Source organism: Streptomyces sp. NPDC057445, from assembly GCF_042802855.1.
In the GTDB taxonomy this organism is placed as follows: Bacteria; Actinomycetota; Actinomycetes; order Streptomycetales; family Streptomycetaceae; genus Streptomyces.
In genome coordinates, this window is record NZ_JBHVDH010000016.1 from 44,280 (window position 1) to 70,180 (window position 25,901).

General features: G+C 72.1%; 27 protein-coding genes and 1 riboswitch. Of the genes, 15 read left to right on the forward strand and 12 right to left on the reverse strand.

Going from position 1 to position 25,901, the window contains the following annotated elements; translation table 11 throughout:
• The first annotated feature begins 56 nt into the window (after window positions 1-56).
• The 6 genes from ACFU5O_RS27105 (at window position 57) to ACFU5O_RS27130 (ending at window position 5,908) form a co-directional block, all read left to right on the forward strand.
• Window positions 57-713 carry a TetR/AcrR family transcriptional regulator gene (locus tag ACFU5O_RS27105; protein ID WP_384244531.1) on the forward strand — a complete coding sequence of 219 codons (657 nt, stop codon included), beginning with the start codon at window positions 57-59 and terminating at the stop codon, window positions 711-713.
• A gap of 188 nt (window positions 714-901) precedes the next feature.
• The gene (locus ACFU5O_RS27110) at window positions 902-1,876 is read left to right on the forward strand and encodes a DEDDh family exonuclease (RefSeq protein ID WP_384244533.1); all 975 of its coding nucleotides are present in this window, start codon (window positions 902-904) and stop codon (window positions 1,874-1,876) included.
• A gap of 202 nt (window positions 1,877-2,078) precedes the next feature.
• Window positions 2,079-2,312, forward strand: coding sequence for a hypothetical protein (locus ACFU5O_RS27115; RefSeq protein ID WP_384244534.1), 234 nt, complete (start codon window positions 2,079-2,081; stop codon window positions 2,310-2,312).
• Window positions 2,313-2,502: 190 nt separating this feature from the next.
• A complete protein-coding gene (locus ACFU5O_RS27120; RefSeq protein ID WP_384244535.1) occupies window positions 2,503-3,291 on the forward strand; it encodes an SURF1 family protein in 789 nt (262 codons plus the stop codon).
• A gap of 60 nt (window positions 3,292-3,351) precedes the next feature.
• Window positions 3,352-5,148, forward strand: a complete 1,797-nt coding sequence (locus ACFU5O_RS27125; protein WP_384244536.1) for a glycoside hydrolase family 15 protein — start codon at window positions 3,352-3,354, stop codon at window positions 5,146-5,148.
• Window positions 5,149-5,152: 4 nt separating this feature from the next.
• A complete protein-coding gene (locus ACFU5O_RS27130) occupies window positions 5,153-5,908 on the forward strand; it encodes an SDR family oxidoreductase (protein ID WP_384244538.1) in 756 nt (251 codons plus the stop codon).
• 195 nt (window positions 5,909-6,103) lie between these two features.
• On the opposite strand, the gene ACFU5O_RS27135 is transcribed toward ACFU5O_RS27130, so the two are convergent.
• The 6 genes from ACFU5O_RS27135 to ACFU5O_RS27160 all read right to left on the reverse strand — a co-directional run bounded on the left by ACFU5O_RS27135 (window position 6,104) and on the right by ACFU5O_RS27160 (window position 8,768).
• A complete protein-coding gene (locus ACFU5O_RS27135) occupies window positions 6,104-6,292 on the reverse strand; it encodes a DUF6381 family protein (protein WP_384244539.1) in 189 nt (62 codons plus the stop codon).
• 141 nt (window positions 6,293-6,433) lie between these two features.
• Window positions 6,434-7,012 carry an alkaline shock response membrane anchor protein AmaP gene (gene amaP, locus ACFU5O_RS27140; protein WP_384244540.1) on the reverse strand — a complete coding sequence of 193 codons (579 nt, stop codon included), beginning with the start codon at window positions 7,010-7,012 and terminating at the stop codon, window positions 6,434-6,436.
• Between the two features lie 5 nt (window positions 7,013-7,017).
• Window positions 7,018-7,677, reverse strand: a complete 660-nt coding sequence (locus ACFU5O_RS27145) for a DUF6286 domain-containing protein (protein WP_384244542.1) — start codon at window positions 7,675-7,677, stop codon at window positions 7,018-7,020.
• Window positions 7,674-8,033: an Asp23/Gls24 family envelope stress response protein gene (locus ACFU5O_RS27150; RefSeq protein WP_384244657.1), complete on the reverse strand. Its 360-nt coding sequence runs from the start codon at window positions 8,031-8,033 to the stop codon at window positions 7,674-7,676. Before ACFU5O_RS27150 ends, ACFU5O_RS27145 begins: the two co-directional genes overlap by 4 nt.
• 60 nt (window positions 8,034-8,093) lie before the next feature.
• Window positions 8,094-8,285 carry a hypothetical protein gene (locus tag ACFU5O_RS27155; protein ID WP_384244543.1) on the reverse strand — a complete coding sequence of 64 codons (192 nt, stop codon included), beginning with the start codon at window positions 8,283-8,285 and terminating at the stop codon, window positions 8,094-8,096.
• A gap of 24 nt (window positions 8,286-8,309) precedes the next feature.
• Window positions 8,310-8,768 (reverse strand): Asp23/Gls24 family envelope stress response protein, encoded by a 459-nt coding sequence (locus ACFU5O_RS27160; protein WP_384244544.1) that lies wholly within the window; start codon window positions 8,766-8,768, stop codon window positions 8,310-8,312.
• Between the two features lie 114 nt (window positions 8,769-8,882).
• Here ACFU5O_RS27160 and ACFU5O_RS27165 point away from each other — a divergent pair, with 114 nt between their 5' ends.
• Complete coding sequence (locus tag ACFU5O_RS27165; protein WP_384244546.1) at window positions 8,883-9,560, forward strand: hypothetical protein; 678 nt, start codon at window positions 8,883-8,885, stop codon at window positions 9,558-9,560.
• Window positions 9,561-9,566: 6 nt separating this feature from the next.
• Here ACFU5O_RS27165 and ACFU5O_RS27170 read toward each other — a convergent pair whose 3' ends face one another.
• The 3 genes from ACFU5O_RS27170 to ACFU5O_RS27180 all read right to left on the reverse strand — a co-directional run bounded on the left by ACFU5O_RS27170 (window position 9,567) and on the right by ACFU5O_RS27180 (window position 12,735).
• Window positions 9,567-10,367, reverse strand: a complete 801-nt coding sequence (locus ACFU5O_RS27170; protein WP_384244547.1) for an enoyl-CoA hydratase/isomerase family protein — start codon at window positions 10,365-10,367, stop codon at window positions 9,567-9,569.
• 153 nt (window positions 10,368-10,520) lie between these two features.
• Window positions 10,521-10,742, reverse strand: a complete 222-nt coding sequence (locus ACFU5O_RS27175) for a helix-turn-helix domain-containing protein (RefSeq protein ID WP_006123601.1) — start codon at window positions 10,740-10,742, stop codon at window positions 10,521-10,523.
• A gap of 394 nt (window positions 10,743-11,136) precedes the next feature.
• Window positions 11,137-12,735, reverse strand: a complete 1,599-nt coding sequence (locus ACFU5O_RS27180) for an ABC-F family ATP-binding cassette domain-containing protein (protein ID WP_384244548.1) — start codon at window positions 12,733-12,735, stop codon at window positions 11,137-11,139.
• Window positions 12,736-12,990: 255 nt separating this feature from the next.
• On the opposite strand from ACFU5O_RS27180, the gene ACFU5O_RS27185 reads away from it, so the two are divergent.
• Complete coding sequence (locus ACFU5O_RS27185) at window positions 12,991-13,881, forward strand: neutral zinc metallopeptidase (RefSeq protein ID WP_384244550.1); 891 nt, start codon at window positions 12,991-12,993, stop codon at window positions 13,879-13,881.
• 102 nt (window positions 13,882-13,983) lie between these two features.
• Window positions 13,984-14,388, forward strand: a complete 405-nt coding sequence (locus ACFU5O_RS27190; protein WP_384244551.1) for a VOC family protein — start codon at window positions 13,984-13,986, stop codon at window positions 14,386-14,388.
• A 401-nt stretch (window positions 14,389-14,789) separates the two neighbouring features.
• Here the strand turns inward: ACFU5O_RS27190 and ACFU5O_RS27195 are convergent, their stop codons facing one another.
• From ACFU5O_RS27195 to ACFU5O_RS27205, 3 genes are all read right to left on the reverse strand, one after another.
• A complete protein-coding gene (locus ACFU5O_RS27195) occupies window positions 14,790-16,193 on the reverse strand; it encodes a hypothetical protein (protein ID WP_384244552.1) in 1,404 nt (467 codons plus the stop codon).
• Window positions 16,194-16,527: 334 nt separating this feature from the next.
• Complete coding sequence (locus tag ACFU5O_RS27200) at window positions 16,528-17,655, reverse strand: alpha/beta hydrolase (protein ID WP_384244554.1); 1,128 nt, start codon at window positions 17,653-17,655, stop codon at window positions 16,528-16,530.
• A gap of 92 nt (window positions 17,656-17,747) precedes the next feature.
• Window positions 17,748-18,434, reverse strand: a complete 687-nt coding sequence (locus tag ACFU5O_RS27205) for a class II aldolase/adducin family protein (RefSeq protein ID WP_384244555.1) — start codon at window positions 18,432-18,434, stop codon at window positions 17,748-17,750.
• A 280-nt stretch (window positions 18,435-18,714) separates the two neighbouring features.
• Here ACFU5O_RS27205 and ACFU5O_RS27210 point away from each other — a divergent pair, with 280 nt between their 5' ends.
• The 6 genes from ACFU5O_RS27210 to cobO all read left to right on the forward strand — a co-directional run bounded on the left by ACFU5O_RS27210 (window position 18,715) and on the right by cobO (window position 25,896).
• Window positions 18,715-19,968, forward strand: a complete 1,254-nt coding sequence (locus ACFU5O_RS27210) for an anion permease (protein WP_384244556.1) — start codon at window positions 18,715-18,717, stop codon at window positions 19,966-19,968.
• Window positions 19,969-19,984: 16 nt separating this feature from the next.
• Window positions 19,985-20,206 (forward strand): hypothetical protein, encoded by a 222-nt coding sequence (locus ACFU5O_RS27215; protein WP_384244557.1) that lies wholly within the window; start codon window positions 19,985-19,987, stop codon window positions 20,204-20,206.
• 124 nt (window positions 20,207-20,330) lie between these two features.
• Window positions 20,331-20,482: riboswitch (cobalamin riboswitch) on the forward strand.
• A gap of 30 nt (window positions 20,483-20,512) precedes the next feature.
• Window positions 20,513-21,493, forward strand: a complete 981-nt coding sequence (locus tag ACFU5O_RS27220) for a cobalamin biosynthesis protein (protein ID WP_384244558.1) — start codon at window positions 20,513-20,515, stop codon at window positions 21,491-21,493.
• Window positions 21,490-23,061 (forward strand): cobyric acid synthase, encoded by a 1,572-nt coding sequence (locus tag ACFU5O_RS27225; protein ID WP_384244559.1) that lies wholly within the window; start codon window positions 21,490-21,492, stop codon window positions 23,059-23,061. The genes ACFU5O_RS27220 and ACFU5O_RS27225 overlap by 4 nt, the downstream gene beginning before the upstream one ends.
• 172 nt (window positions 23,062-23,233) lie before the next feature.
• Window positions 23,234-25,288 carry a putative cobaltochelatase gene (locus ACFU5O_RS27230; protein ID WP_384244560.1) on the forward strand — a complete coding sequence of 685 codons (2,055 nt, stop codon included), beginning with the start codon at window positions 23,234-23,236 and terminating at the stop codon, window positions 25,286-25,288.
• Complete coding sequence (gene cobO, locus ACFU5O_RS27235) at window positions 25,288-25,896, forward strand: cob(I)yrinic acid a,c-diamide adenosyltransferase (RefSeq protein WP_384244562.1); 609 nt, start codon at window positions 25,288-25,290, stop codon at window positions 25,894-25,896. Before ACFU5O_RS27230 ends, cobO begins: the two co-directional genes overlap by 1 nt.
• The last annotated feature ends 5 nt before the right edge of the window (window positions 25,897-25,901 follow it).

Here is a 25,901-nt window from a genome sequence, read left to right on the forward strand (position 1 = left end):
CCGACGCCGATGAAGGGTAAAGAGCCGTGCACGTACAGGAATTGGAGGCCTTTTTCATGCCACGCAGCGCACTGACCCGCGAGGAGGTGCTGGACACGGCGGCGGACCTGGTCCGGCAGCACGGCCCGGACGCCCTGACCATGCGGGGACTCGCCGCCAAGCTGGGTACGGCCGTGACGTCGATCTACTGGCACATCGGCAACCGCGAGTCGCTTCTCGACGCACTGGTCGAACGCACCGTGCAGGAGATGGGCGCGATCCGGCCCACCGGACGCACTCCGGCCACCAGGATCGTCTCCGTCGCCCGCCAGCTGCGCGACGAACTGCGCGCCCGGCCCCATCTGATCGCGATGGTCCATGAACGGGGCCTGACCGAGCGGATGTTCCTGCCCGCCCAGCGTGCGCTCGTCCATGAGATGCACTCGGCGGGGCTGCGCGGGGCGCGCGCCGCCGAGGCCGTACGGGCGGTGCAGTTCCAGATAGTCGGCTTCGTCCTCGTCGAGCGCAACCGGGACCGCGCCCCCGAGCAGTCGCCGCGCGGGGAGAAGCTGTGGAGCACCGGGACCGCGGAGCGCGACACGGGCCTGGCCCGTGCGCTGGGGCGGCCCGCCAACCCTGAGAAGCTGTTCGTGGTGTCCGTACGGGCTTTGGTGGACTCGTTGCTGTCCCGCGGGACGGACGGGAACCGAGCAGCCGTAGCGAAGAAGGAATGAGGCCGCTCCCTGCACGGGAAGCGGACCGTCCGGCACTTCTCTGCGCGCGTACGGCCGCTGACGGAGCCGCAGGGACGCGGCTGCCGGTCGCACGCCCGGCGTCGTCGCGGCCGTGGGCCGAGCCGCCGCACCAGCCGGGCGGCAGGCCGGGACGGTTCTGTCAGTGAGGGCCCGTAAGCTCTGTGACCATGCTCGACAACCCTACGACCGCAGCAGCGTGGCCGGCCGCGTATCCCCAGGGGTACGCGGTCGTCGACGTGGAGACCACCGGACTCGCCCGTGACGACCGGATAGTGTCGGCTGCCGTCTACCGGCTGGACGCGCAGGGAAATGTCGAGGACCACTGGTACACCCTGGTGAATCCGGAGCGGGATCCGGGCCCCGTGTGGATCCATGGCCTGACGAGTGATGTGCTCGACGGTGCGCCGCTGTTCAGCGATATCGCCCTCGAGTTCGCGCACCGGCTGGACGGCCGGGTCCTCGTCGCGCACAACGCGATCTTCGACTGGTCCATGATCGCCAGGGAGTACGCACGGGCGGAACGTGCCGCTCCGGTGCGCCAACGGCTCTGCACGATCGCGCTCTCCAAGGAGCTGGCGCTTCCGCTGCCCAATCACAAGCTGGAGTCCCTGGCCGCCCATTTCGGTGTGGTCCAGCGGCGCGCGCACAACGCGCTGGACGACGCACGTGTGCTGGCCGAGGCGTTCCGGCCCAGTCTGCACACGGCCGCAGAGCGCGGCGTGCGGCTGCCGCTGCTGGAGTGCCGGCCGCTGACCGAGTGGTCCTCCGCACCTGCCGCTCCCCGCATCGGCCACCAGGCGACGTCCTCGTACCGGCCGAACAGCTGGCGTCCCTCGCGCAGACGGCCCGCATGCCCCTATCCCAACCCCGGTCGCTACGAAGCAGACAAACCGCTCAAGCAGGGCATGCGGGTGGCCTTTTCGGGTGACACCTCCATCGAGCGGGAGCTGTTGGAGGACCGCGCCGTCGAGGCGGGGCTGCATGTGGCGACGAGCGTCTCCCGGCTCACGAGCCTGCTCGTCACCAACGATCCGGACGCGGCGACGTCGAAGACGGTGCGGGCGAAGTCCTACGGCACACCCGTCGTCGACGAGGCGGCGTTCACGCAACTGCTGAGGGACGTGGCCCCGGCGCGGGAGTGACGCTCCGCCGCAGCCGGTCCACGGGCGGGCCTGCGCCCGCCGCGGACCGCCGGCACTCCCCGTACCGGTCCGCGGACCGCCGGCACTCCCGGTACCGGTCACCGGGGCCGCCCACGACGCCGCTGCGCCGGTCGGGTGCAGCCGTGCCGAATCGCCAGGAGGGATCTTGCTCCGGCCGTCCGCGCTCCGCAGCATGCGGCCCATGGCACGTTGCGAGGTCTGCGGAAACGACTACGGCATGTCCTTCGAGGTGCACGCGCAGGGCGCGGTGCACGTCTTCGACTGCTTCTCCTGCGCCATCCACCGGATGGCGCCCATCTGTGAGCACTGCCGGGTCCAGATCATCGGCCAGGGCGTCGAGGTCGACGGCCACTGGTACTGCGGCGGGCACTGCGCCCGCGCCGAGGGGAGGCAAGGCATCGTCGACAAGGTCTGAGCCCCCCGTACGGGTCGGCCCCCCACGCCGGCCCGTCGCCCGCCCGGCCGACGGGCGCCCGTCCCACCGCCCGCCCACCGCTCGTCCACCGCCCGTCCCGCGCCGGGCCTCCGCCCCCGCGCTCCGCTCGACGGTCCCGCCGAGCACCCCTCCCTCCGAGCACCCCATGGCCGAGTTGTACGGTCATGGGGTGTACCGCTTCCTGTTGTCCCGGCAGTGGGTGATCCTCACCCTCGTCAGCCTCGTCCTCATCCCCGCGATGGTCGAACTGGGCTTCTGGCAGCTGCACCGGCACCAGCACCGGGTCGCACAGAACAAACTGATCTCGGACAACCTCACCGCCCGTCCCGTCCCGGTCACCGGGCTGACCTCGCCCGGTCACAGCGTTCCCCGCGCCGACTACTGGCGGAAGGTCACCGCCACCGGAACGTACGACACCGCCCACGAGGTCGTCGTGCGCCGGCGCACCAGTGCCGACGACCGGGTCGGCTTCCACGTACTGACCCCCCTGGTCCTCACCGACGGCCGCGCGGTGCTCGTGAACCGCGGCTGGGTGCCCGCGGCGGCCGACCAGGCGGCGTTCCCCGAGGTGCCGCCCGCTCCCAAGGGCGAGGTGACCGTCACGGGCCGGCTGATGGCCGACCAGACGACGGGTTCCAGCGGCATCAAGGATCTGGCCGGGCTGCCGCCCCGTCAGATCATGCTGATCAACAGCGAGCAGCAGGCGAAGCTCCTCGGCCGGGCGGTCCTCGGCGGTTATCTGGAGCAGACCGGACCCGAGCCCTCCGGGAACTCGCCGGAACTGATCCCCGACCCCGACCACGACTCCATCGGCGCGCACATGGCGTACGCCGTCCAGTGGTGGCTGTTCGCGGCGGGCGTGCCCGTCGGCTGGGTGATCCTCGTACGGCGTGAGAAGCGCGACCGCGCCGCGGCGGCCACCGGGCCCACGGCGGAGCCGGCACCCGCGGCCGCCTGAACGCAAGCCCCGCCGGGGGCACTTCGCATAGGCGGCGGAGCTGCGGGAAAGTGCCTGAGCGTGACGCAACGCATCGAGGACTACGCTCTGATCGGCGATCTGCAGACGGCGGGCCTGGTCGGCATGGACGGTTCCATCGACTGGCTCTGTCTGCCGCGCTTCGACTCCGGAGCCTGCTTCGCCGCGCTGCTCGGCGACGAGCAGAACGGCCACTGGCAGCTCGCACCGAAGGACGCCGGCAACTGCACCCGCCGCGCCTATGTACCCGGCTCCCTCGTCCTCGAATCGGTCTGGGAGACGAGAACCGGCACCGTCAAGGTGACCGACTTCATGCCGCAGCGCGACACCGCCCCCGACGTCGTACGGATCGTGGAGGGCGTCAGCGGAACCGTCGACATGTCCGCCACGCTCCGGCTGCGCTTCGACTACGGCTCGGTCGTGCCATGGGTACGCCGCTCCGACGGACACCGGGTGGCGGTCGCCGGGCCCGACTCCGTCTGGCTGCGCGTCGAGCACCCCGACACCGTGCGGATGAAGACGTGGGGACAGCAGTTCAGCACCTGCTCGTCCTTCACGGTCGGTGAGGGCGAGCAGGTGGCGTTCGTGCTCACCTGGCACCCCTCCCACCAGCCGCGCCCGCGACTCATCGAGCCGTTCGAGGCATTGGAACAGAGCCTGGAGGACTGGGCGGACTGGTCCGCGAAGTGCCGGTACGAGGGGCCGTACCGCGACGCCGTGCTCCGGTCGCTGATCACCCTCAAGGCCCTGACATACGCCCCGACGGGCGGCATCGTCGCCGCGCCCACCACATCGCTGCCAGAGGACCGCGGCGGCGTACGCAACTGGGACTACCGCTTCTCCTGGCTGCGCGACTCCACGCTCACCCTGGGCGCGCTGCTCGCGACCGGCTACACCGAAGAGGCCGCGGCGTGGCGCGACTGGCTGCTGCGCGCGGCGGCCGGCGACCCGGCCGATCTGCAGATCATGTACGGGGTGGCCGGTGAGCGCCGGCTGCCCGAGCTGGAGCTGCCATGGCTGCGCGGCTTCGCGCGCTCGGCCCCGGTGCGGGTCGGCAACGCCGCCGTCCGCCAGCTGCAGCTCGATGTGTACGGCGAGGTCATGGACTCGCTGCAGCTCGCCCGTGAGGCGGGCCTCGAGCCCCAGCCGCACGCATGGAACATCCAGCTCAGTCTGCTGGGCTTCCTGGAGTCGAAGTGGCGCGAGCCGGACGAGTCCTTGTGGGAGGTGCGCGGGCCGCGGCAGCACTTCGTGTACTCCAAGGTGATGGCATGGGTCGCGGCCGACCGTGCCGTACGGGCCCTGGAGGCCGACCCGTCGCTGCCCGGCGACGCGGGCCGGTGGCGGGCCATGCGGGACGAGGTGCACCGGGAGGTGTGCGAGAAGGGCTTCGACGCGGAGCGGAACACCTTCACCCAGGCCTACGGCTCGAAGGAGCTGGACGCTGCGGCGCTGCTGATACCCCGTGTGGGCTTTCTTCCCCCGCAGGACCCGCGGGTCATCGGCACGGTCGACGCGATACGGGACGAGCTGGGCCACGACGGGCTGATCCGCCGCTACTCGCTGCGGGGACGGCCGGTGGACGGGCTGCCGGGCAGTGAAGGAACGTTCCTGGCGTGCTCGTTCTGGATGGTCGACGCGCTGCGGATGACAGGACGGGTGAAGGAGGCGCGGGAGCTCTTCGAGCGGCTGCTCGCGCTGCGCAACGACGTCGGTCTGCTGGCCGAGGAGTACGACCCGGTGACGGCGCGGCAGCTCGGCAACTTCCCGCAGGCGTTCAGCCATCTCGGACTGGTGGGATCCGCCCTCGCCCTGGCCGCGCCGGAGGCGGCAGGATAGGCCCATGGATCTTGGACTGAAGGACCGTGTGTACATCGTCACCGGAGCAACGCGAGGCCTCGGCAACGCGGCGGCGCGAGCCCTGGCGGCCGAAGGCGCGAAGCTGGTCGTCACGGGGCGGGACGAGAAGCCGGTCACGGAAGCCGCTGCCGAGCTCGGCCCGGACGTCGCAGGCATCGCGGCGGACAACGCCGCACCCGGGACCGCAGAGCGGCTGATCGCCACGGCGCGTGAACGATTCGGCCGCCTCGACGGGGTTCTGATCAGCGTCGGGGGCCCCGCGCCCGGCTTCGTCGCCGACAACACGGACGAGCAGTGGCGGTCGGCGTTCGACTCGGTGTTCATGGGCGCGGTGCGGCTGGCGCGGAGCGCGGCGGAGGTGCTGGGCGAGGGCGGGGTCATCGGCTTCGTGCTCTCCGGTTCGGTCCATGAGCCGATCCCGGGCCTGACGATCTCCAACGGTCTTCGCCCCGGACTCGCCGGTTTCGCCAAGTCCCTCGCCGACGAGCTGGGGCCGCGCGGTATCCGCGTCGTAGGGCTGCTCCCGGCCCGTATCGACACGGACCGCGTACGCGAACTGGACAGCCTCTCGGGCGACGCGGACGCGGCCCGCTCGGCCAACGAGTCCCGCATTCCGCTGCGGCGCTATGGCACCCCGGAGGAGTTCGGCCGTACGGCGGCGTTCCTGCTGTCTCCCGCGGCGTCGTATCTGACGGGTGTGATGCTGCCGGTGGACGGCGGGGCCCGGCGCGGTTTCTGAGGAGGCCGCGCGGGGCAGCACGCGGCCGGTGGCCGCTCGCGCGACGGTTCGCGTTGCACGGTTCGCCCCGTACGGTTCGCCCCGTACGGTTCGTCCCGTACGGTTCGTCCCGTTCCGGACGTCCCGTACTGCTGGTCCCGTACCGCTCGCCGCGAGCGGACACCGGCCGACCAGGGCGGAGGGCCCTACTCCCCCTTACTCCTGGGGATACACGTCCCCCGCCTCCATGGCGCTCTCCTGCTCACTCTGGTCCCGCAGCCTGCGGGCCTTGTTCTGGAGCCGCTGCCGCTCGTCCGGATCAGTCGCCCGTTCCGCGGCCTGATTCAGTTCCTCTGCCTTCTGACGCATCTGCCGGGCGCGCCCACCGGTTTCACCTGCGCTCATGATCACTCCTCGACTTCGGGACGATCGGGCACCTTCAGCGAACCAGCGCCTCCGCGCTCCCGCATCCCGAAAGGTCGCCCGGCGCGATGCACGCAGATGGAAGCCGGGGGACACCACTCGGGGCAACGGGGCGCGGCCCCGTCACAACGCGCGCCGGGCGTGGTGCTTCTCCGCGCGCAGGACAATCTCCGACGGGAGTGACGCGAGGCCCGCCGAGTCACGGGCGTGGGTCAGGGCCTCCCTGGAGAGGCGGTGGAGGGTTTCGCCCGGTGACGCGTAGGGCTCCAGAAGGAGACGGACGCGGGCGGTGGGCGCCGTGCGGCGGCCATGGAGTGCGATCCGGGCGGCGGCAACGCCCTCCAGGTCCTCCGCCTCACCGGTGATCACGGCCTCCAGGGCGCGCCCCCGGAGCAGCGCGCCCTCGCCGTCGCCGCTCTCGACCAGGACCTCGGCGAGCCGGGCGCGGCGGAACTGGGCCAGGAGCCACCACAGTGCGAGGAGTACGGCCACCACCAGGGCCGCGATCACCACGGGCCACCACCAGCCCTCGGCCCGCCACCGCTGCCTGGCGGCCTGGGAGAGCAGCACGTCGTCCGGTCCCGACCACGGCCACCACGACGGCACATCCGGGCCCAGTCCGGCGGCGAGCACCACTCCCCCCGCGACCACCAGCACCAGCCCGGCCAGACCCAGCAGGACCCGGTTGACGATGCGCAGCATCCCGGTCACCCCTTCTTGACCGGACGACGCACACGGACGTGCAGCGCGGGCGGGTGTGCCAGCCCGAGCTCCCGGACGCCCTCGCCGAGTGCGGTGTCCAAATCGGTGCGTACGTCGTCGAGTTCACGGAAGTGGGACACCGCACGCACACGGACCCGGGACCGTCCCGTCCGTACGTGTACGGACTGCACCCCGGACACCTCCATCGCCCGGTCGCGGAGCACCAGCGCCGCCGCTTTCCGGTCCAGTGCCGCCCTCAGGCCCGTGTCGGCCGCATCCCGCCGCATCGGCAGCAGCCCCCGCAGTCCGGGGGTCACGGCGAGTACGAGCAGCCACACCCCGAGCGCCACCGCGACGCCCGCGCCCACCAGCACCCAGGTGTCGTCGAGCGGGCGCTGCTCGAGCAGGCCCGCGAGGGAGCGGCGCCATGACATGCCCTGGCGCCCGGCACGGACCGACGCGATGTCGTAGAGGAACAGCCCCGCTCCACCCGTCAGCGCCGCCGCGAGCAGTCCGGCCGGGATCCGCCGGGCGGACCAGAAGCGGTCGCCGCGGTCGCCGCCGCCCGCCGCCGCCGGCCGATAGGCGGAAGCGGAGGCCGACTGGTCCAGTTCCTTCACCGGTGCGGTTTCCTCCGCCGGGTCCGTCTTCACCGGTTCGGTCATCGAAGCCTCCCCTGGGCGCCCCGGCGCGTGTGGACGGAATGCAGCCGCTCGACGTCCACGGCGACCTCGGGCACCTCCATCCCCGCCAACGCCTCTACCCGCTGAGCGACATGGCGGCGCACCGCACCGCACTGCGCACCGATGTCGGAGGGGTAGTCGAGTTCGAGGCTGATACGGACGCGGGCATGGTCATGGTGGACCGTGACCGTGGCATGGGGGACGGAGCCGCCTTCCGGAACGCGTCCGAGCGCCTCCCGCGCCGCTCGTGCGGCGATCTTCGCGACGACCCGGTCGGCGATCGTCGTCGCTCCCCGTTCGGGCGCCTCGATCCCCTGCGCGTCGGCCCCCTGCGTGATCCCCTCCGTGCCGGCGCTCCGGCTCGCCGGGGAGGGAGTCGGGTCCGCGGCCACGCCGTGTCACCTCCGCCGGTCGCCGTGCTCGCGGCTGCGGAAGAAGTCGCCCGGTTCGAGGTCGCCGTCGAGGAAGCGGCCGGCCACGAAGCCGACCGCGCCAAGAGCGGCCACCAGGAGGAAGGCTCCGAAGCCGCCGAAGTATCCGGCGAAGCCGAGCGCCATGCCGGCCAGCAGGCCGGCCACCGCCATGCTCATCGTGAGATCCTCTCGTGAGCGCCGTTACTGGATCCGCGGTTCCGGCTCTTCGTCCTCCTCGTCGGGCAGCTTCACGTCGCTGACGACGATATTGACCTCGACGACCTCGAGGCCGGTCATGCGTTCCACCGACGAGATCATGTTCTCGCGGACGGCCCGGGCCACTTGGGTGATCGACACCCCGTAGTCGACGACGATCTCCACGTCGATCGCCGTCTGGAGCTCACCGACCTCGGCCTTCACACCACGGCTGACGCTGGGACGCCCGCCGCCTGGCACCCGGTCGCGCACGGCTCCCAACGTGCGGGAGCCGTTGCTCAGGGCGTGGACACCGATCACTTCCCTGGCCGCGAGTGCCGCGATCTTCTCCACGACGCCGTCGGAGATGCTGGTGCGCCCCCGGGTGGCCGGATCGCCGCCACCCAGCTTGCCCGGTGCGGACGGCTCCTTCTTCACATTGATGTCGGTGTCGGTCATCGCCATGCGTCCCTTTCCGGGCGGTGGTGAACTCCTGACCCCGCTGCCCACACACTAAGTCCGCTTGCCCCGTCCCGCGCCGGGGATGCGGCAGGCTGGGGCAATGAGGAGCCCGGAGCGATGACGACGGCAGGCGGACGGGCCGAGGCGGTGAGGGCCCGGCCGGCACCCGGCCGGCTGCTTCCCCTCGGCGGGGCGGGCGACGGCGCCTGGCTGACGGAGCGTGCGGCCCGGGCGGTCCTGGGCGCGGCGGCGGTACGCGGCGTCGTGGTGGAGAGTCTGCGGATCGGGCTCGCCGACCCGGAGGAGGTGGCGGAACACGCGGTCCCGCCGCCGCCCGGCGCTCTGCCGCCGGGCCCGCTGCGTATCGAAACGGAATGCGCGGTGGCGTCCGACGAGCCGATCCCGGCCGTGGCGGAGCGACTTCGCGCGGCGCTGCTCACCGCATCGACGGAGCTCCTGGACCTCGCGGTCACTGCGGTCGATCTACGGGTGACGGAACTGCTGGACGAACTGCCGCAGCCGCGGGAGGCGGACCGGTCCACGGGGGTGCGTGCGGCGGCGCCGCAGGGCGATGTGGGCCACGCGGTGGCAGCCGTACCGGGCGTCGCCCATCTGACGGACGTCCTGGGCGCTCCGGTCGGCGTCGACGATCGAGCCGTACGCGTCGAATGCGCGGTCGCGCCCGGCCACCGCCCCCTGGCGGTGGCCCTGGCGGTCAGGGCGGCGGTCACCCCGCTGCTGCCGTCGCCCGTTCCGGTGACGGTGCTGATCACGGATGTGCCGGCCGGGGCCTGATCTCGTTCAGTCCGCGAGGCCCGCGAGGTCCCGAAGACGGCGCGCCTGGGCGGCGCGCTCGGCGGTGCGCTGCTCCTCGTAGGTACGCTCCTGGGCGCCACGCAGAAGCGCCTTGGTCTCGATCACGGCGTCGCGGGGCGCGGCAAGCATCGCGGCCGCCAAGTCGCGTACCGACGCGTCGAGTTCCCCGACCGGCACCACGAGGTTGGCCAGACCGATCCGCTCGGCCTCTTCGGCCTGGACGAAGCGACCGGTGGCACAGATCTCGAGCGCACGCGCGTAGCCGACGGCCGAGACGAGGGGGTGGGTCCCGGTCAGGTCGGGGACCAGGCCCAAGCCTGTCTCACGCATGGCGAACTGCACGTCCTGCGCGGCGATCCGGAGATCGCAGGCGAGGGCGAGCTGGAACCCGGCGCCGATCGCATGGCCCTGGACAGCCGCGATCGACACGATGTCATTGCGGCGCCACCAGGTGAATGCCTCCTGGTACTCGGCGATGACCGCGTCCAGCTCCTCGTCCGAACCGCGCGCGAGGTCGATGAACGACGGCTCGCCGTCGAAGCCCTCGGGCGTGAACGCCTGCCGGTCGAGCCCCGCGGAGAAGGACTTGCCCTCGCCGCGCAGCACAACGACGCGCACACTGCCCGGCAGCGACCGCCCGGCCTCCGTCAACGCCCGCCAGAGAGCGGGAGACTGGGCATTGCGCTTTGCCGGATTGGTGAGGGTCACTGTGGCCACCGCGTCTTCGACGGTGAGCCGTACGCCGTCCTTGTCGAGCACAGAGTCCAGCGAGTCGAGCGAAGTCATGAGGTGCCTCCGGTTCCGGTGCAGTCAGTGCAGCGACAATTAAGTGACTGCACAGTAACCACCCCGACGACCACTGGGTCGACCGGGTGGCCGACACCGGAACCGGCGGGTCGGCCTCGGACGCCGCTCGCGGGCTGCTGCCGCTGTCGGCCGTCAGGCCGAGGCGGCCTTCTTGCCCCGCGTCGCTCCGCCGCGTCCCCGCAGCGTGACTCCGGACTCGCTGAGCATCCGGTGCACGAATCCGTAGGAGCGGCCGGTCTCTTCGGCCAGCGCCCGGATGCTCGCACCGGAGTCGTACTTCTTCTTCAGGTCTGCCGCGAGCTTGTCGCGCGCGGCGCCGGTCACCCGGCTGCCCTTCTTCAGAGTCTCGGCCACCCGTGCCTCCTCATGGGAAGTGCGCTCTGGACTCTCATGATCACCCCTCCGCGGCTTCATGGCCACCCATTCGACAAGGTCCGTGCGACAAGCTTTGGCGGCCGTACGCCGTCACCCACTACCGGAATCATGGATTCCGCTAGTGGGTGACGAGACGTTTCGGCTTCTCACAGGGTGAAATTCCAGGTCAGGACGGCCGCGGTCCGGACGGCGCGATTCCGGGCGCCACCGGAGCACACCGGGCCGTCCCGGCCGACCGCCACGCCGGAGTACGAGACGCACTCACTCAGATGATGGATCACGCGTGAGCCGAATGATCCATACGGAGTGGATCAGTGCCTTCCGGACCGTTCCCGCGCGGGCAGCACGGGGCCGGGCGGGCACGCGGCAGGGGTCAGGCGAGGGCGACGAGATCCGCGTAGTCCGCGCCCCACAGGTCCTCGACGCCGTCCGGCAGGAGGATGATCCGCTCCGGCTGCAGCGCCTCGACCGCGCCCTCGTCGTGCGTGACCAGCACGACGGCGCCCTTGTACGTACGCAGCGCGCCCAGGATCTCCTCGCGGCTCGCCGGGTCCAGGTTGTTCGTCGGCTCGTCGAGCAGCAGCACGTTGGCCGAGGAGACGACCAGCGTGGCCAGGGCCAGCCTGGTCTTCTCACCGCCGGAGAGCACCCCGGCCGGCTTGTCGACGTCGTCGCCGGAGAACAGGAAGGAGCCCAGCGTCTTGCGGATCTCCACCAGATCGAGGTCGGGAGCCGCGGAGCGCATGTTCTCCAGGACGGTGCGGTCCGGGTCGAGCGTCTCGTGCTCCTGGGCGTAGTACCCGAGCTTCAGCCCGTGGCCCTCGAGGACCTGGCCGGTGTCCGCGCTCTCGACACCGCCGAGCAGGCGCAGCAACGTGGTCTTGCCCGCACCGTTGAGACCGAGGATGACGACACGGGAACCCTTGTCGATGGCCAGGTCCACATCGGTGAAGATTTCGAGCGATCCGTAGGACTTGGACAGGCCCTCCGCCATCAGCGGGGTCCTGCCGCAGGGCGCGGGCTCGGGGAAGCGAAGCTTGGCGACCTTGTCGGCGACCCGTGCGTCCTCGAGGCCGGAGAGCAGTCGCTCCGCGCGCCGCGCCATGTTCTGCGCGGCGACGGTCTTGGTGGCCTTGGCGCGCATCTTGTCCGCCTGCGCGTTGAGCGCCGCGGCCTTCTTCTCGGCGTTCTGGCGCTCGCGCTTGCGGCGCTTCTCGTCGGCCTCGCGCTGCTGCTGGTAGAGCTTCCAGTTCATGTTGTAGATGTCGATCGTGGAGCGGTTCGCGTCGAGGTAGAAGACCTTGTTGACGACGGTCTCGACGAGGTCGACATCGTGGGAGATGACGATGAAGCCGCCGCGGTAGGTCCTCAGATAGTCGCGCAGCCAGACGATCGAGTCGGCGTCGAGGTGGTTGGTCGGCTCGTCGAGCAGCAGCGTGTCGGCGTCCGAGAAGAGGATCCGGGCGAGCTCCACACGGCGGCGCTGGCCGCCGGAGAGCGTGTGGAGGGGCTGGCCGAGCACGCGGTCGGGCAGATTGAGGGCGGCGGCGATGGTCGCGGCCTCGGCCTCTGCGGCGTATCCGCCCTTCGTCAGGAACTCGGTCTCCTGGCGCTCGTACTGCTTCATCGCCTTGTCGCGCGTGGTGCCCTTGCCGGTGGCGATGCGCTGTTCGTTGTCGCGCATCTTGCGGATCAGGACGTCGAGGCCGCGGGCGGAGAGGATGCGGTCGCGGGCGAGGACGTCGAGGTCGCCGGTGCGCGGGTCCTGCGGGAGGTAGCCGACCTCGCCGGAACGGGCGATCTGGCCCGCGGCGGGGATGCCCTCACCCGCGAGGCACTTGGTGAGGGTGGTCTTGCCCGCTCCGTTGCGGCCGACGAGACCGATGCGGTCGCCCTTGGCGATACGGAAATTGGCGGACTCGATGAGAATGCGGGCGCCGGCACGCAGCTCGATGCCGGAAGCGGTGATCACGGAAAGACTCCAGGGCGGGACGGACGGCGGAAGGACGACGGGCGCGGAGCAGCTTCGACGCCGTCTAATCCACGAGGAGAATTGCCATACGGGCCAGTCTACCGGGCATACGCAACCGGTTTTCTGTGGCGCTCCCCACGGCGGCGGCAGTCCGCTGCCTGCAGCGATGGGAAGCTCACGCCTCCACCTTTCTGAATGTTCTGTACGAATGGCACAAAAGGGGCGAGCGGCACCGTACTGATCGATACTCGGGGCATGCAGTTCGACGACGACGCCGATCTGGACACCTCGGAGGTCCAGGATGTGCGCGGCAGCCGCGTTCCGGGTGGCAGAGCCACCGTCGGCGGCGGCATCGTCGGTCTCATCGCACTGGTCCTGGGACTGATCTTCGGTGTGGGCCCCGACCAGCTCGGGCTCACCGAGAGCGGTCAGGACCCCGGCCCGAACGCCTCGTCGGCCGCCGAGGTCGCCCAGGCGTGCCGCAGGGGCTCCGACGCGAACATCCGGGAGGACTGCCGGACCGTCGGGGTGGTCAACAGCGTCCAGGACTACTGGCGCTCGGAGTTCGCGCGGCGCGGTGGCGTCTACCTGGACGCGCCGACCGTGATGTTCACCGGCCGGGTCAGTACGGCGTGCGGCGCCGCGAGCTCGGCGGTCGGGCCGTTCTACTGCCCGGGCGACCGCAAGGTCTACCTGGACCTCGGCTTCTTCGAAGACCTGCGGACCAAGTTCGGGTCCACCGGAGGTCCGTTCGCCCAGGCCTATGTCGTCGCCCATGAGTACGGCCACCACGTCCAGAACCTGATGGGCACACTCGGACGGGCCCAGGACGGACAGCAGGGCCCGGGCAGCAACGCGGTGCGCGTGGAGCTGCAGGCGGACTGCTACGCGGGGGTGTGGGCCCACCACGCCACCACCACTCCGGACGAGAAGACGGGCAGGCCCCTGCTGAAGCAGCTGACGGACGCGGACATCCAGGACGGCCTGGACGCGGCCGCGGCGGTCGGCGACGACCGGATCCAGGAGAAGTTCCAGGGGCGGGTCACCCCGGAGTCCTGGACGCACGGCTCTGCTGCGCAGCGCCGGCAGTGGTTCTACACCGGCTTCCGCACGGGCGACATGGCCGCCTGCAACACCTTCCGCTGACGGGCCGCCCTCCCCCGTGGGTGACGGGCATTGTCGGTCCCTCCTGCCAGACTGAGACGCGGGTCACATCCCTGTCGTCGAGTCCTGAGGAAGGTGATCGAGATGGCGGAGGCACCGAGCATCTGTCCCACGCTGTTGTACGCGGACGCCAAGGCCGCGATCCAACAGCTCACCGAAGCCTTCGGCTTCACCGAGAACGCCGTGTACGAGGGCGAGGACGGCAGGGTCGTCCACGCCGAGCTGTCGTACGGGAACGGGATGGTGATGCTGGGCAGCAAGGGCACGGGAAGCAAGTTCGACAAGCTCATGGAGGGCGGCGGTCCGGGCGGCGTCTTCGTCCATGTCGACGATGTCGACACGCACCACGGCAGGGCGGTGGAACACGGGGCGGAGATCGTGATGCCGCCCACCGACCAGGACTACGGCTCCCGGGACTACATGGCGCGCGATCTGGAGGGCAACGTCTGGAGTTTCGGGACGTACAGGCCGGGGGCGGCGGAGGGTTAGGGCCTCTCGTTCGGGTCTTGCGGGCCCGTGTGCCCTGGCGCCGCACCTGGCTGCGTTGCGTCGGTCGCCCTCGTCCCCCGGCCACCGCCGGGAGGTGGCCCCACCGCGCGGGCTGCTTCCTCCGCCCTGCGAGGCAACCGCCGGACCCCGCTCATCGATCCGGCCTGGTCCGAACGACTGACCCTGGGCCGCCCTGTCCGGGCGGCCGGGGCGTGTCTTCCCACCCTGGGCCGTGCCGGGGATCCGCCTGGCTCGCGAGTCCCCCGGAGCTTCGCCTGGGAGGTACCGCCGACAGGCACACTCGTTGCGTTGTCGGAGTCGTCCACGTACGTCCGGTACGAGGCTGACCTCCCCAGCCACCACTGGGAGATGCCCGCTCCGCACCAGTTCCGGAACACGCCCTACGAGCCTCCCGTGTGGACCTGAAAGGCCGCGCGGCGGACGGCCTTGGCCAGGGCGGGGTCGGGATGCGCCGCCGCGAGCGCGACCAGGACCTGCACGGTGCGCGGGTGGCCGACGGCCCGGATCTCGTCCAGCAGGGCGGGGACGGTGCCCTGCACCGCCGAGTCGAGATGGCGGACCAGCAGCGTGGTCTCGCCGTGGTCGGCGACGGCGGCCGCGGTGTCCACCCAGAGCCAGGTCGCCTCTTCGCGGGTGAGCACCTCGGCGGTGTCCTCGGGGTCCGCTCCCTCGTACTCGGCGAGCCACAGCAGGGCGTACGGACGCAGGGACGGCTCCTCCGCGGCGGCGCGCACACCGGCCTCGGCGGGCGCCCCGACGACGCGGAGAGCCTCGAAGGCGAGGCCGCGGAGCAGGGCGTCCTCGCCACGGGCGGCCGTGAGGAGTTCGGCGACGGCGCTGGAGACGGTGCGGGCGGCGAGCCAGGCGCGGTACTCGTCACGGGCGGGGCCGGGGGTGAGCCCGGCGCAGCCGCGGAGCATCTCCTCCGCGGAGTGCTCGATATGGCCGGCGGGGCTCTGGGCGGCGACGCAGATCTGTTCGAGCTTGACCCAGACCGCCCAGCTGCCGAGCGGGGTGAGGGTGGCCTGGCCCTCGCCGAGGGTGAGCGCGCCCACGGCCGCAAGGCCTTCCAGGGCCCAGCCGAGCAGGGCCGAGAGGGGAACGCCGGAACCGTCCGCGGCCGGACCGGTCGCCGCCGGACCGGTCGCCGCGGTGCCGCCTGCGGACGGGTCGGGCTGCGGGCCGTAGGGCACTTCGCAGCGCTCCTCGCGGAGTTCCACGACACGCTGCTGCAGCAGGTCCAGCAGGGCCGGTACGAGCACGGGGCCCGCGGAGAGCTGGAGAAGGGTGAGCACCTGGGGGACGGCTTCGACGACCTCCGCGACGGCCGCGGGGGCCACATCGGCCGGTGCCGGGTGAACGAGGGACCAGGCGTCGAACAGGGCGACCCAGCCACGCAGTACGGCGGTGTCGTCCCGGTCCCATACGTTCAGCCGCCAGCCGGGGCGCGCGGTGTCGCCGTGGAGTTCGACGAGCCCCGCGAGCCGGGCGCGGTCCCAGCCGGCGCTCACCTGCTCCGGTGTCAGCTCCAGCGCGACGGCGGCCCGTTCCCGGGCGTCGGCGCGCACCGCCGCGTCATGGCTTGCGGCGGCCAAGCGGGCGACGCGGACCGCGTCGGCGAGGACCTCGCGCGCCTGGCGGGCCAGTTCCGCGCGGGGCGGGGTGCCCTCGGGCGGGCGCGGAGCGGGGCGCGTACGCCGGTTCGTCACGGCGCGGCGGGCCGTGACGGTGGGGCGGGGGCGGACAAGACGGAGTCTGGAGTCGCGCAGGTTACGGGACGTCACGGGGGGCAGTCTCCCCGCTGTCGGCCCGAAAGCCCAAACGGAATGGGGGCTCCTCAGGTGAGCGGGGGCCTCCGGCCGGGTCCGGTCCCTGCTCAGGCACCGTCCGGGGCGGGGAAACCCGCCAGGGCCTGTCGTTCGGATCTTGCCGGGTTCGCGTGCCCCGGCGGCGCACCTCGCCTCGTTTTCGTCGGTCGCCGACGGCCCCCGGCCACCGCCGGGAGGTGCCCCCACCGCGTGGGCTCTCCTTACCTCCGCCTACCTCCGCTTGCCTCCGCCTCGCGATGCACGCCGCCGGGCCCCGCTCACCGATACGGCCCGACCGGAACGAGAAGCCCTAGATCAGCGGCGTGAGGAAACGGCGGAGAAGATCTTCGTAATGGGTCGTGTCGGCGTTCCACATGGCTGCGTGCGGGGCGTCGGGGACGGTGTGGAGGATGACCCGGTCCGGCCGGCGGGCCGCGAGCTCCCGTGAGGGCCCCCAGGGGGCGATCCGGTCGTCGGGGCCGTGGAAGATCAGCGCGGGGACGCGCAACGCGTCCGGGTCGGCGGCCTGCCGCAGCCGGTCGCCGTGCAGCCCGGTGCGGCCCTGGGCCGCACGTACGGCGAGCGGCAGCAGGAAGGACGGGGTACGGCGGGCGGCGGCGAGGGCGCGCAGGGTCGCCTCCCAGTCGAGCACCGGGGAGTCGAGGACGAGCCCCGCGATCCGGTCCCGGTGGGCGGAGTTGGCGGCGGCGTGCAGCGCCATCGAGCCGCCGGTGGACCAGCCGTGCACGATCACGCGCTCGGCGCCGCCGCGGACGGCGTGGCGGATGGCGGCGTCGAGGTCGCGCCACTCGGAGTCGCCGAGGTGACACAGGCCGTCCGGGGGCGGGGGCGCGCCGGCGTCGCCGCGGTAGGCGACGGACAGCACGGGCACCCGCAGGCCGGTCAAGAACGGCATCAGGTTCAGGGTGTGTTCCCGGGTGGTGCCCAGGCCGTGCACGGCGATGATCCAGGTGCCGCGGACGCCGGCGACGAACCAGGCGGGAAGGGCGCCGAGTTCGCCGGGGATCTCCACGTCCCGGTGGTCGATCCCGAGCGCGCTGCTCGGCGTGCCGATGTGCAGCTGTGGGGTGAACCGCACCTTGGTGCCGATGTCGAGGCTGCCGTGGCTGACGCTCTCCAGCCGTCGGACGACGGTGTCCGCGGCGTGCGGTACGTCCTCGAGGACCGGCCCGACGATCGCGTGCACGGCCGGGCCGGTGAGTCCGTAGGTACCGGGACGCAGGGAGGCGAGACTGCGGGTCAGAGTGATGCGTCCCGGTCCTGTGGCGTGCACGGTGAGCCGCGGCTCGCCGGGCAGGGGCCGTCCGGGAGTCGCCTTGAGTGCGGCATCACTCGCGTACCTTCCGGCCGCGAGCGTGCCCGCACCAAGACCTAGCAGGGTGGTGACGGCCGCTGCCGTCGCTGTAGCCGGGCGCACCGCTCCAGTGTCGGCATGTCCCGGCCGGGCTGCCAGTGGGCGGGGCACCAGAGTGACGCGCGGTGGCGGTGCGGGGGCCCGGCGGGCAGGGGTCAGCGTGCCTGGCCGTAGCTCCGGAGCCGGTCGCGCACCTCGTCGAGCTGGGCGGGCGAGAGCAGGGACGGCTCTCGCCCCGGGAGCGAGCTCGCGGTGAGCCAGAGCCTGCACATCCACTCCAGCTGGGCCGTCCGGTCGTACGCCTCGTCGAGCGAGGCTCCGTACGTGACCGTTCCGTGGTTCTGGAGCAGACAGCCCCTGCGGTCCGCCAGGGCGGCGAGCATGTTCGCCGCCAGCTCGTCCGTGCCGTAGAGGGCGTACGGGGCGACACGGACGGGGCCGCCGAGAGCGGCGGCCATGTAGTGGATCAAGGGGAGCTCGGTGACCAGCGTGGACACGGCGGTCGCGTGCACGGCATGGGTGTGCACGACGGCAGCCGCGTCCGTGGCCCGGTAGATCGCCAGATGCATCGGCAGCTCACTGGTGGGGACGAGATCGCCGAGCAGTTGCCGCCCGTCCGGATCGACGGCGACGACGTCCTGCGGGCCGAGCCTGTCGTAGGGCACGCCGCTCGGGGTGACCAGGACGAGCTCACCCGCCTCTGTCGGGACCCGTATCGAGACATTTCCCGAGGTGCCGACCACGAGTCCGTCCGCCGCGGTCCTGCGGGCGGTGGCCACGAGGTCCGCCCACGCCTCCCCGATCGCGTCGTGCCGCTGCTTCTCCCGCTGCCACCCGGTCATGGGGTGATCCTTTCAGGCGTTCGCCGGGGCCCGCCCGTCCGGGTGACCAGGATCTCCTCCATGGCTCTGCGGACGGGGCCGGGCGGGTTCCCCGCGCGGTGGCGAAATCCCCCGAGCCCGCCCTGACAGGGATCCACCGGACTCCAGGGCCCCTCCGCTTCACAAGCGGATTGACGCAAACCCGCTTCGGGACACTGCGGCGCCGAGTCCAGTTCATCTTCCGTTCACCCAGGTTGCCTAAGTTCGGCGCGCCACTGACGTCCAATAGAAGCCTGGGTAAATGGAAAACATCACGCTTCTCCTCGGGATCGTGATCATCACCGCTCTCGTGTTCGATTTCACGAACGGTTTCCACGACACAGCCAACGCGATGGCGACGACCATCTCGACCGGTGCACTCAAGCCGAAGACGGCGGTGGCCATGTCCGCCGTGCTCAATCTCGTCGGCGCCTTCCTCTCCGTCGAGGTCGCGAAGACGATCTCCGGCGGGATCATCAACGAGAAGGGCATACGCACAGAAGTGATCTTCGCGGCGCTCGTCGGCGCGATTCTGTGGAACCTCTTCACCTGGCTGCTGGGCCTGCCGTCCAGTTCCTCCCACGCGCTCTTCGGCGGTCTCATCGGTGCGGCCGTGATGTCCGCCGGTTTCTCCGCCGTCGACGGCGGCACCATCGTCACCAAGGTCCTGATCCCGGCCGTGGCCGCACCGGTCGTCGCCGGTCTCGCCGCGCTGTTCGCGACGAAGCTGACCTACAGGATCGGCAGCAGGGCCGACCAGAAGGCCACCGCCAAGGGCTACCGCGCCGGCCAGATCGCCTCCGCCGGACTCGTCTCCCTCGCCCACGGCACGAACGACGCGCAGAAGACCATGGGTGTCATCACCCTGGCCCTCGTCACCGGCGGCGTCCTCGTCCCGGGCTCGAACCCTCCGATGTGGGTCATCGTCTCCGCGGGCCTCGCGATCGCGCTCGGCACGTACCTGGGCGGCTGGCGCATCATCCGCACCATGGGCAAGGGCCTGACCGACCTCCAGCCGCAGCAGGGCTTCACCGCCCAGACCAGCGCCGCTACGGTCATCCTCGCCTCCTCGAACCTGGGCTTCTCGCTGTCCACCACCCAGTCCTGCTCCGGCGCCGTCATGGGCGCGGGCCTCGGCCGCAAGGGCGGTGTGGTCCGCTGGTCCACCGCGACCCGGATGTTCGTCGCCTGGGGCCTGACCCTGCCGGCCGCGGGTCTGGTCGGTGCCGCCGCCGAGTTCCTGACCAGTCAGGGCACTTGGGGCATCGCCGTCGTGGCGGTGCTGCTCCTCGCGGGCTCGGGCGTGATCTGGTCGCTCTCGCGCCGCAAGCCGGTCGACCACACGAACGTCACCGACGACGAGCTCACCGAGGCCGGTGCGGAGCCCGCGGGCGTCATCACCAACGCCATCGCGGCCGTCACCCCGCCGCCCACCGTCGCCGCGGCCGAGGAGCTCAAGGCCACCATCCCGGCCCCGGCCGGCGAGTCCAACCCCGCGCCCGCCGCCACGGTCTAAGGAAGAAACGAACCCCATGAAGATCGACTGGGCAGCTCTCGGCTCCGTCTTCGGCGTGAGCCTCGTCGTCACCGTCGCCCTGGTGGGCCTGTTCACCCTGGGCATCGTGGGCCTCGCCAAGCAGGAAGCCGCCTCGGCGCAGGGGGGCTCCGCGGCCCTCACCCGCACGGGCGCGTACGCCTGTTTCGCGCTCTGCGTGGCCGCGGTCGCGTACGGGATCTATCTGATCGTCGTCTGACGGTCGTACACCACCCTGTACGGCAGGAGCCGGGCCTCGTGGACGAGGTCCGGCTCCTGCCGTGTCCGGGGCCCTGTGTGGGACTCCGCACACTGTCCCTGCGCAGGTCAAAGGCGAGTTGACGGTTGTTCTCGACCATGGTGGACTTCCGGAGCCATTACGGCGGCAGAAGAGGAAGCCGGTGCGAATCCGGCGCGGTCCCGCCACTGTCACGGGTGCACTCCCCTCACCGGAGCACCCCGGAGCCAGGAACTCTCTCCCGCCGGTCACGTCGAGCCAGGGCGCGGACCCTGAGTGAGGACGAACATGCCTGCCGATCCGGGGGGCTGGGGGGATGTCTCCCCAGAGATCACTTTCGCGTGCGGTGCTGCTGCCGGACTCTTCGGCGACCTGCTTCTCGGCGATCCGCGCCGCGGGCATCCGGTCGCCGCGTTCGGCCGGACCGCCGCTGCCGTCGAACGGGTGCTGTGGCGCGACCACCGGGGTTGGGGCGCGCTGCACACCGCGTTGTGCGCCGGGGGCGCGGTCGCCGCGGGAGCGCTGGCCGCTGCCTCCGTACGCCGTTCCCGTACCGCCTCGTTCGCCCTGACGGCCGCCGCCACCTGGGCCGTCGTCGGTGGTACGTCGCTGGGCCGGGAGGCCGGGGCGATCGGGGGAGCACTGGCCGCCGGGGACCTCGAGGTCGCCCGCGAGCGGCTGCCGCATCTGTGCGGGCGTGACCCGCAGGCACTGGACGGCCCCGGGATCGCCCGCGCCGTCGTCGAGTCCGTCGCGGAGAACACCTCGGACGCGGTGGTCGGCGCGCTGGTGTGGGGCGCGCTCGGCGGGGTGCCCGGCCTCATCGGCTTCCGTGCCGTCAACACCCTGGACGCCATGGTGGGCCACAGATCCGCCCGCCACCGCAGGTACGGCTGGGCATCGGCGCGGCTCGACGACGCGGCGGGCTGGCCCGGCGCTCGCCTCACCGCCGGACTCGCGGTACTCGCGGGCGGAGATCCACGCGGCGCCGTACGCGCCTGGCGCGCCGATGCCGCGAAGCATCCGAGCCCCAACGCCGGTCCGGTGGAGGCGTCGTTCGCGGGGGCGCTCGGGGTAAGGCTCGGGGGGACGCTCTCGTACGGCGGACGGGTCGAGCACCGTCCCGTGCTCAACGCGGAGGGGCGCACGGTCGAGGTCACGGACATCGAGCGGGCGGTACGGCTCTCGCGGCGCGTGGGCGTCCTGGCCCTCGCGGTGTGCGCGGGCGCGCGGCTCGCATACGGGGCAACGAGGGGGAGGCGCACATGAGGGGCGGCGGACTGCTGGTCGCCGGGACCACGTCGGACGCGGGTAAGAGCGTCGTCACGGCGGGCATCTGCCGGTGGCTCGTGCGCCAGGGCGTGAAGGTCGCGCCCTTCAAGGGCCAGAACATGTCCCTCAATTCGTTCGTGACCCGCGAGGGAGCGGAGATCGGCAGGGCGCAGGCCATGCAGGCCCAGGCGGCGCGCGTGGAGCCCTCGGCGCTCATGAACCCCGTGCTGCTCAAACCGGGCAGCGACCGCTCCAGCCAGGTCGTGCTGATGGGCAGGCCGGTGGGCGAACTGAGCGCGCGCGGGTTCTTCGGGGGGCCCGGGCCCGCGGCGCAGCCGCATTCAGGCGGTGTGTCCCCGGGGAAAGTGCTGCACGGAGGCCGGCGGCAGGAGCTGTTCGAGCCCGTCGTGGAGTGCCTGGCGCAACTGCGCGACACCTACGACGCCGTCATCTGCGAAGGCGCCGGCAGCCCCGCCGAGATCAATCTGCGGCGTACCGACATCGTCAACATGGGCATCGCGCGCGCCGCGCGCCTGCCGGTGCTGGTGGTCGGGGACATCGACCGGGGCGGGGTCTTCGCGCAGTTCTTCGGTACGACGGCGCTGCTCGCGCCGGAGGACCAGGAACTGGTCGCGGGCTATCTGGTCAACAAGTTCCGGGGCGATGTGACGCTGCTGGAGCCGGGACTGGAGATGCTGCACGGGCTGACCGGACGGCGGACGTACGGCGTGCTTCCGTACGCGCACGGGCTCGGCATCGACGAGGAGGACGGCCTGCGCGTCTCCCTGCGGGGCGCCGTCCGCGAGTCCGTGACCTCGGCGCCGGTCGGTGAGGACGTCCTGCGGGTCGCGGTGTGCGCCGTGCCGCTGATGTCCAACTTCACCGACGTGGACGCCCTGGCGGCCGAACCGGGCGTCGTGGTGCGGTTCGTGGACCGCGCGGAAGAGCTCACCGACGCCGACCTGGTGATCGTTCCCGGCACCCGCGGGACCGTGAAGGCGCTCGCCTGGCTGCGCGAACGCGGACTCGCGGACGCGATCGCCCGGCGCGCGGCGGAGGGCAGGCCGGTGCTGGGGATCTGCGGCGGCCTCCAGGCCCTGGGCGAGCGCATCGAGGACGACGTCGAGTCACGTGCCGGTGCGGTCGAGGGCCTCGGGCTGCTGCCGCTGCGGGTGCGGTTCGCGCGCGAGAAGACCCTGGCGCGGCCCGTCGGTGAGGCGCTCGGCGAGCGGGTCGAGGGGTACGAGATCCACCACGGTGTCGCCGAAGTCCTGGGCGGCGAGCCCTTCCTGGACGGCTGCCGGGTGGGGGCGGTGTGGGGGACCCACTGGCACGGCTCGCTGGAGAGCGACGGCTTCCGGCGGGCGTTCCTCCGCGAGGTGGCCGCGGCGGCCGGGCGGCGTTTCGTGCCCGCGCCGGACACGAGCTTCGGCGCCCTGCGCGAGGAGCAGCTCGACCGGCTCGGAGACCTGATCGAGGAACACGCGGACACGGACGCGCTGCTGAAGCTCATCGAGTCGGGCCCGCCCGCCGGGCTGCCGTTCGTTCCGCCGGGGGCGCCGTGAGCGGGGCCCGCGGGATCCCGGCGTGCGCGGGGAGGGCTCTTCCACCCCGGACCCGGGAGCGTCGGACGGCGGGCCGTGCCCGCACAGGCAGGGCCAAGGGCGCCGGCGTGGCGCACATCCCCCACAACTCCTCCGAAGCCGGATGGAAGCCACTCGAAGGAGTGATCACCACATGAGCACCCGGTATCCGTTCACGGCCGTGGTCGGCATGGACGATCTGCGGCTGGCGCTGCTGCTCAACGCCGTCAGCCCCGCGGTGGGCGGCGTCCTCGTCCGCGGGGAGAAGGGCACGGCCAAGAGCACGGCGGTGCGCGCGCTGGCGGATCTGCTGCCCGAGGTGACGGTCGTGACGGGCTGCCGCTTCAGCTGCGACCCGTCCGGGCCCGACCCCCGGTGCCCCGACGGGCCTCATGAGGGCGGCCAGGCGTCCTCGCGCCCGGCCCGCATGGTCGAACTGCCCGTGGGCGCCTCTGAGGACCGGCTCGTCGGCGCTCTCGACATCGAGCGGGCCCTGGCCGAGGGCGTGAAGGCCTTCGAGCCCGGGCTGCTCGCACAGGCGCATCGCGGAATCCTGTACGTCGACGAGGTCAATCTGCTGCACGACCATCTGATCGACCTGCTGTTGGACGCCGCCGCGATGGGCGCCTCCTACGTCGAGCGCGAGGGCGTCTCCGTACGGCATGCCGCCCGCTTCCTCCTCGTCGGGACGATGAACCCCGAAGAGGGCGAGCTGCGGCCGCAGTTGCTCGACCGGTTCGGGCTCACGGTCGAGGTGGCCGCGTCACGGGACCCGGAGCAGCGGGTGGAGGTCGTCCGGCGCAGGCTCGCCCACGACGACGACCCGGCCGGCTTCGCCGCGCGCTGGGCGGACGACGAGTCGGCGCTGCGGGACCGTGTCGCCGCCGCGCGGGCGCTGCTGCCGTCCGTGGTGCTGGGAGACGCCGCGCTGCGGCAGATCGCGGCGACCTGCGCGGCGTTCGAAGTGGACGGTATGCGTGCCGACATCGTGATGGCCCGGACGGCGACGGCACTGGCCGCCTGGGCGGGGCGTACGGATGTCCGGGAGGAGGACGTACGGCAGGCCGCCCTGCTGGCGCTCCCCCACCGGCGCCGGCGCAACCCCTTCGACGCGCCAGGTCTCGACGAGGACAAGCTCGACGAGACGCTGGAGCAGTTCGGCGGGGACGGTGAGCCCGAGCCCGATCCGGACCCGGACGGAGGTCCGGACAGCCCCGACGGCGGGCCCGGAGGCGGCGGCGGGATCCCGCCGCAGGGGCAGGGTCCCGATGCGGCACCACCCGCGGACCGGCCGGCACCACCCGCGGACCAGCCGGAGCAGTCCGCCGCAGGCGCCCCGGGTGCCGGCGCGGGCGAGCAGGCCGCCGTACGGGCCGCCGAGCCGTTCCGTACGAAGATGCTGAGCGTGCCAGGGCTCGGCGAGGGTGCGGCCGGACGCCGCTCCCGCGCCCGTACCGAGCACGGCCGTACCACCGGGGCCCGGCGGCCGCAGGGCGCGCTCACCAAGCTGCATCTGTCGGCGACCGTACGGGCCGCGGCCCCGCACCAGCGGGCGCGCGGGCGCAGCGGCACCGGTCTCGTGGTCCGGCGTGACGATCTGCGCCAGGCCACCCGCGAGGGCCGCGAGGGCAACCTCGTGCTGTTCGTCGTGGACGCCTCCGGGTCGATGGCGGCGCGGCAGCGGATGAGCGCGGTCAAAGGCGCGGTCCTGTCGCTGCTGCTCGACGCGTACCAGCGGCGCGACAAGGTCGGTCTGGTCACCTTCCGGGGGAAGGACGCGGACGTGGCGCTGCCCCCGACGTCGTCGGTGGACGCGGCCGCCGCTCGTCTGGAGCAGCTGCCGACGGGCGGGCGTACGCCGCTCGCCGCGGGACTGCTCAAGGCGCACGACGTGCTGCGGATCGAGCGGCTGCGCGATCCGTCACGCCGCCCGCTGCTGGTGGTGGTCACCGACGGCCGCGCGACCGGCGCGCGCGGCGGTGACGCACTCGCGCTCGCCTCACGCGCCGCGCGGCTGCACGCCGCCGAGGGCACGGCGGGCGTGGTCGTGGACTGCGAGACGGGTCCGGTACGGCTGGGGCTGGCCGGCAATCTCGCCCGCGAACTCGGCGGCACGTCCGTCACCCTGGACGAGCTGCGCGCCGACAGCATCGCCGGGCTGGTCAGGGACGTACAGGCAAGCACCGGAACCAACAGGAGGGCCGCGTAGTGCCGCAGGGACAGCCGACCGTCGTACCGGACGACGGACTCACCACCCGTCAGCGCCGCAACCGCCCGCTGGTGATGGTGCACACGGGCATCGGCAAGGGGAAGTCGACCGCCGCCTTCGGTATGGCGCTGCGCGCCTGGAACCAGGGCTGGCCGGTCGGGGTGTTCCAGTTCGTCAAGTCGGCCAAGTGGAAGGTCGGCGAGGAGAACGCGCTCAAGGTCCTCGGCGCGAGCGGCGAGGGCGGGCCCGTCGACTGGCACAAGATGGGCGAGGGCTGGTCCTGGATCCAGCGCGCACCCGCCGACGGCGAGCAGTCCCACGAGGACAAGGCGCGCGAGGGCTGGGAGCAGGTCAAGCGCGACCTCGCGGCGGAGAAGTACAAGTTCTACGTCCTCGACGAGTTCGCCTATCTGCTGCACTGGGGCTGGATCGACACGGCCGAGGTGGTGCGGGTGCTGCGGGAGCGGCCCGGCACCCAGCATGTGGTGATCACCGGCCGCAACGCGCCCCCGGAACTCCTCGACCTCGCCGATCTCGTCACCGACATGTCCAAGGTCAAGCATCCGATGGACGCGGGCCAGAAGGGCCAGCGGGGCATCGAGTGGTAGGCATC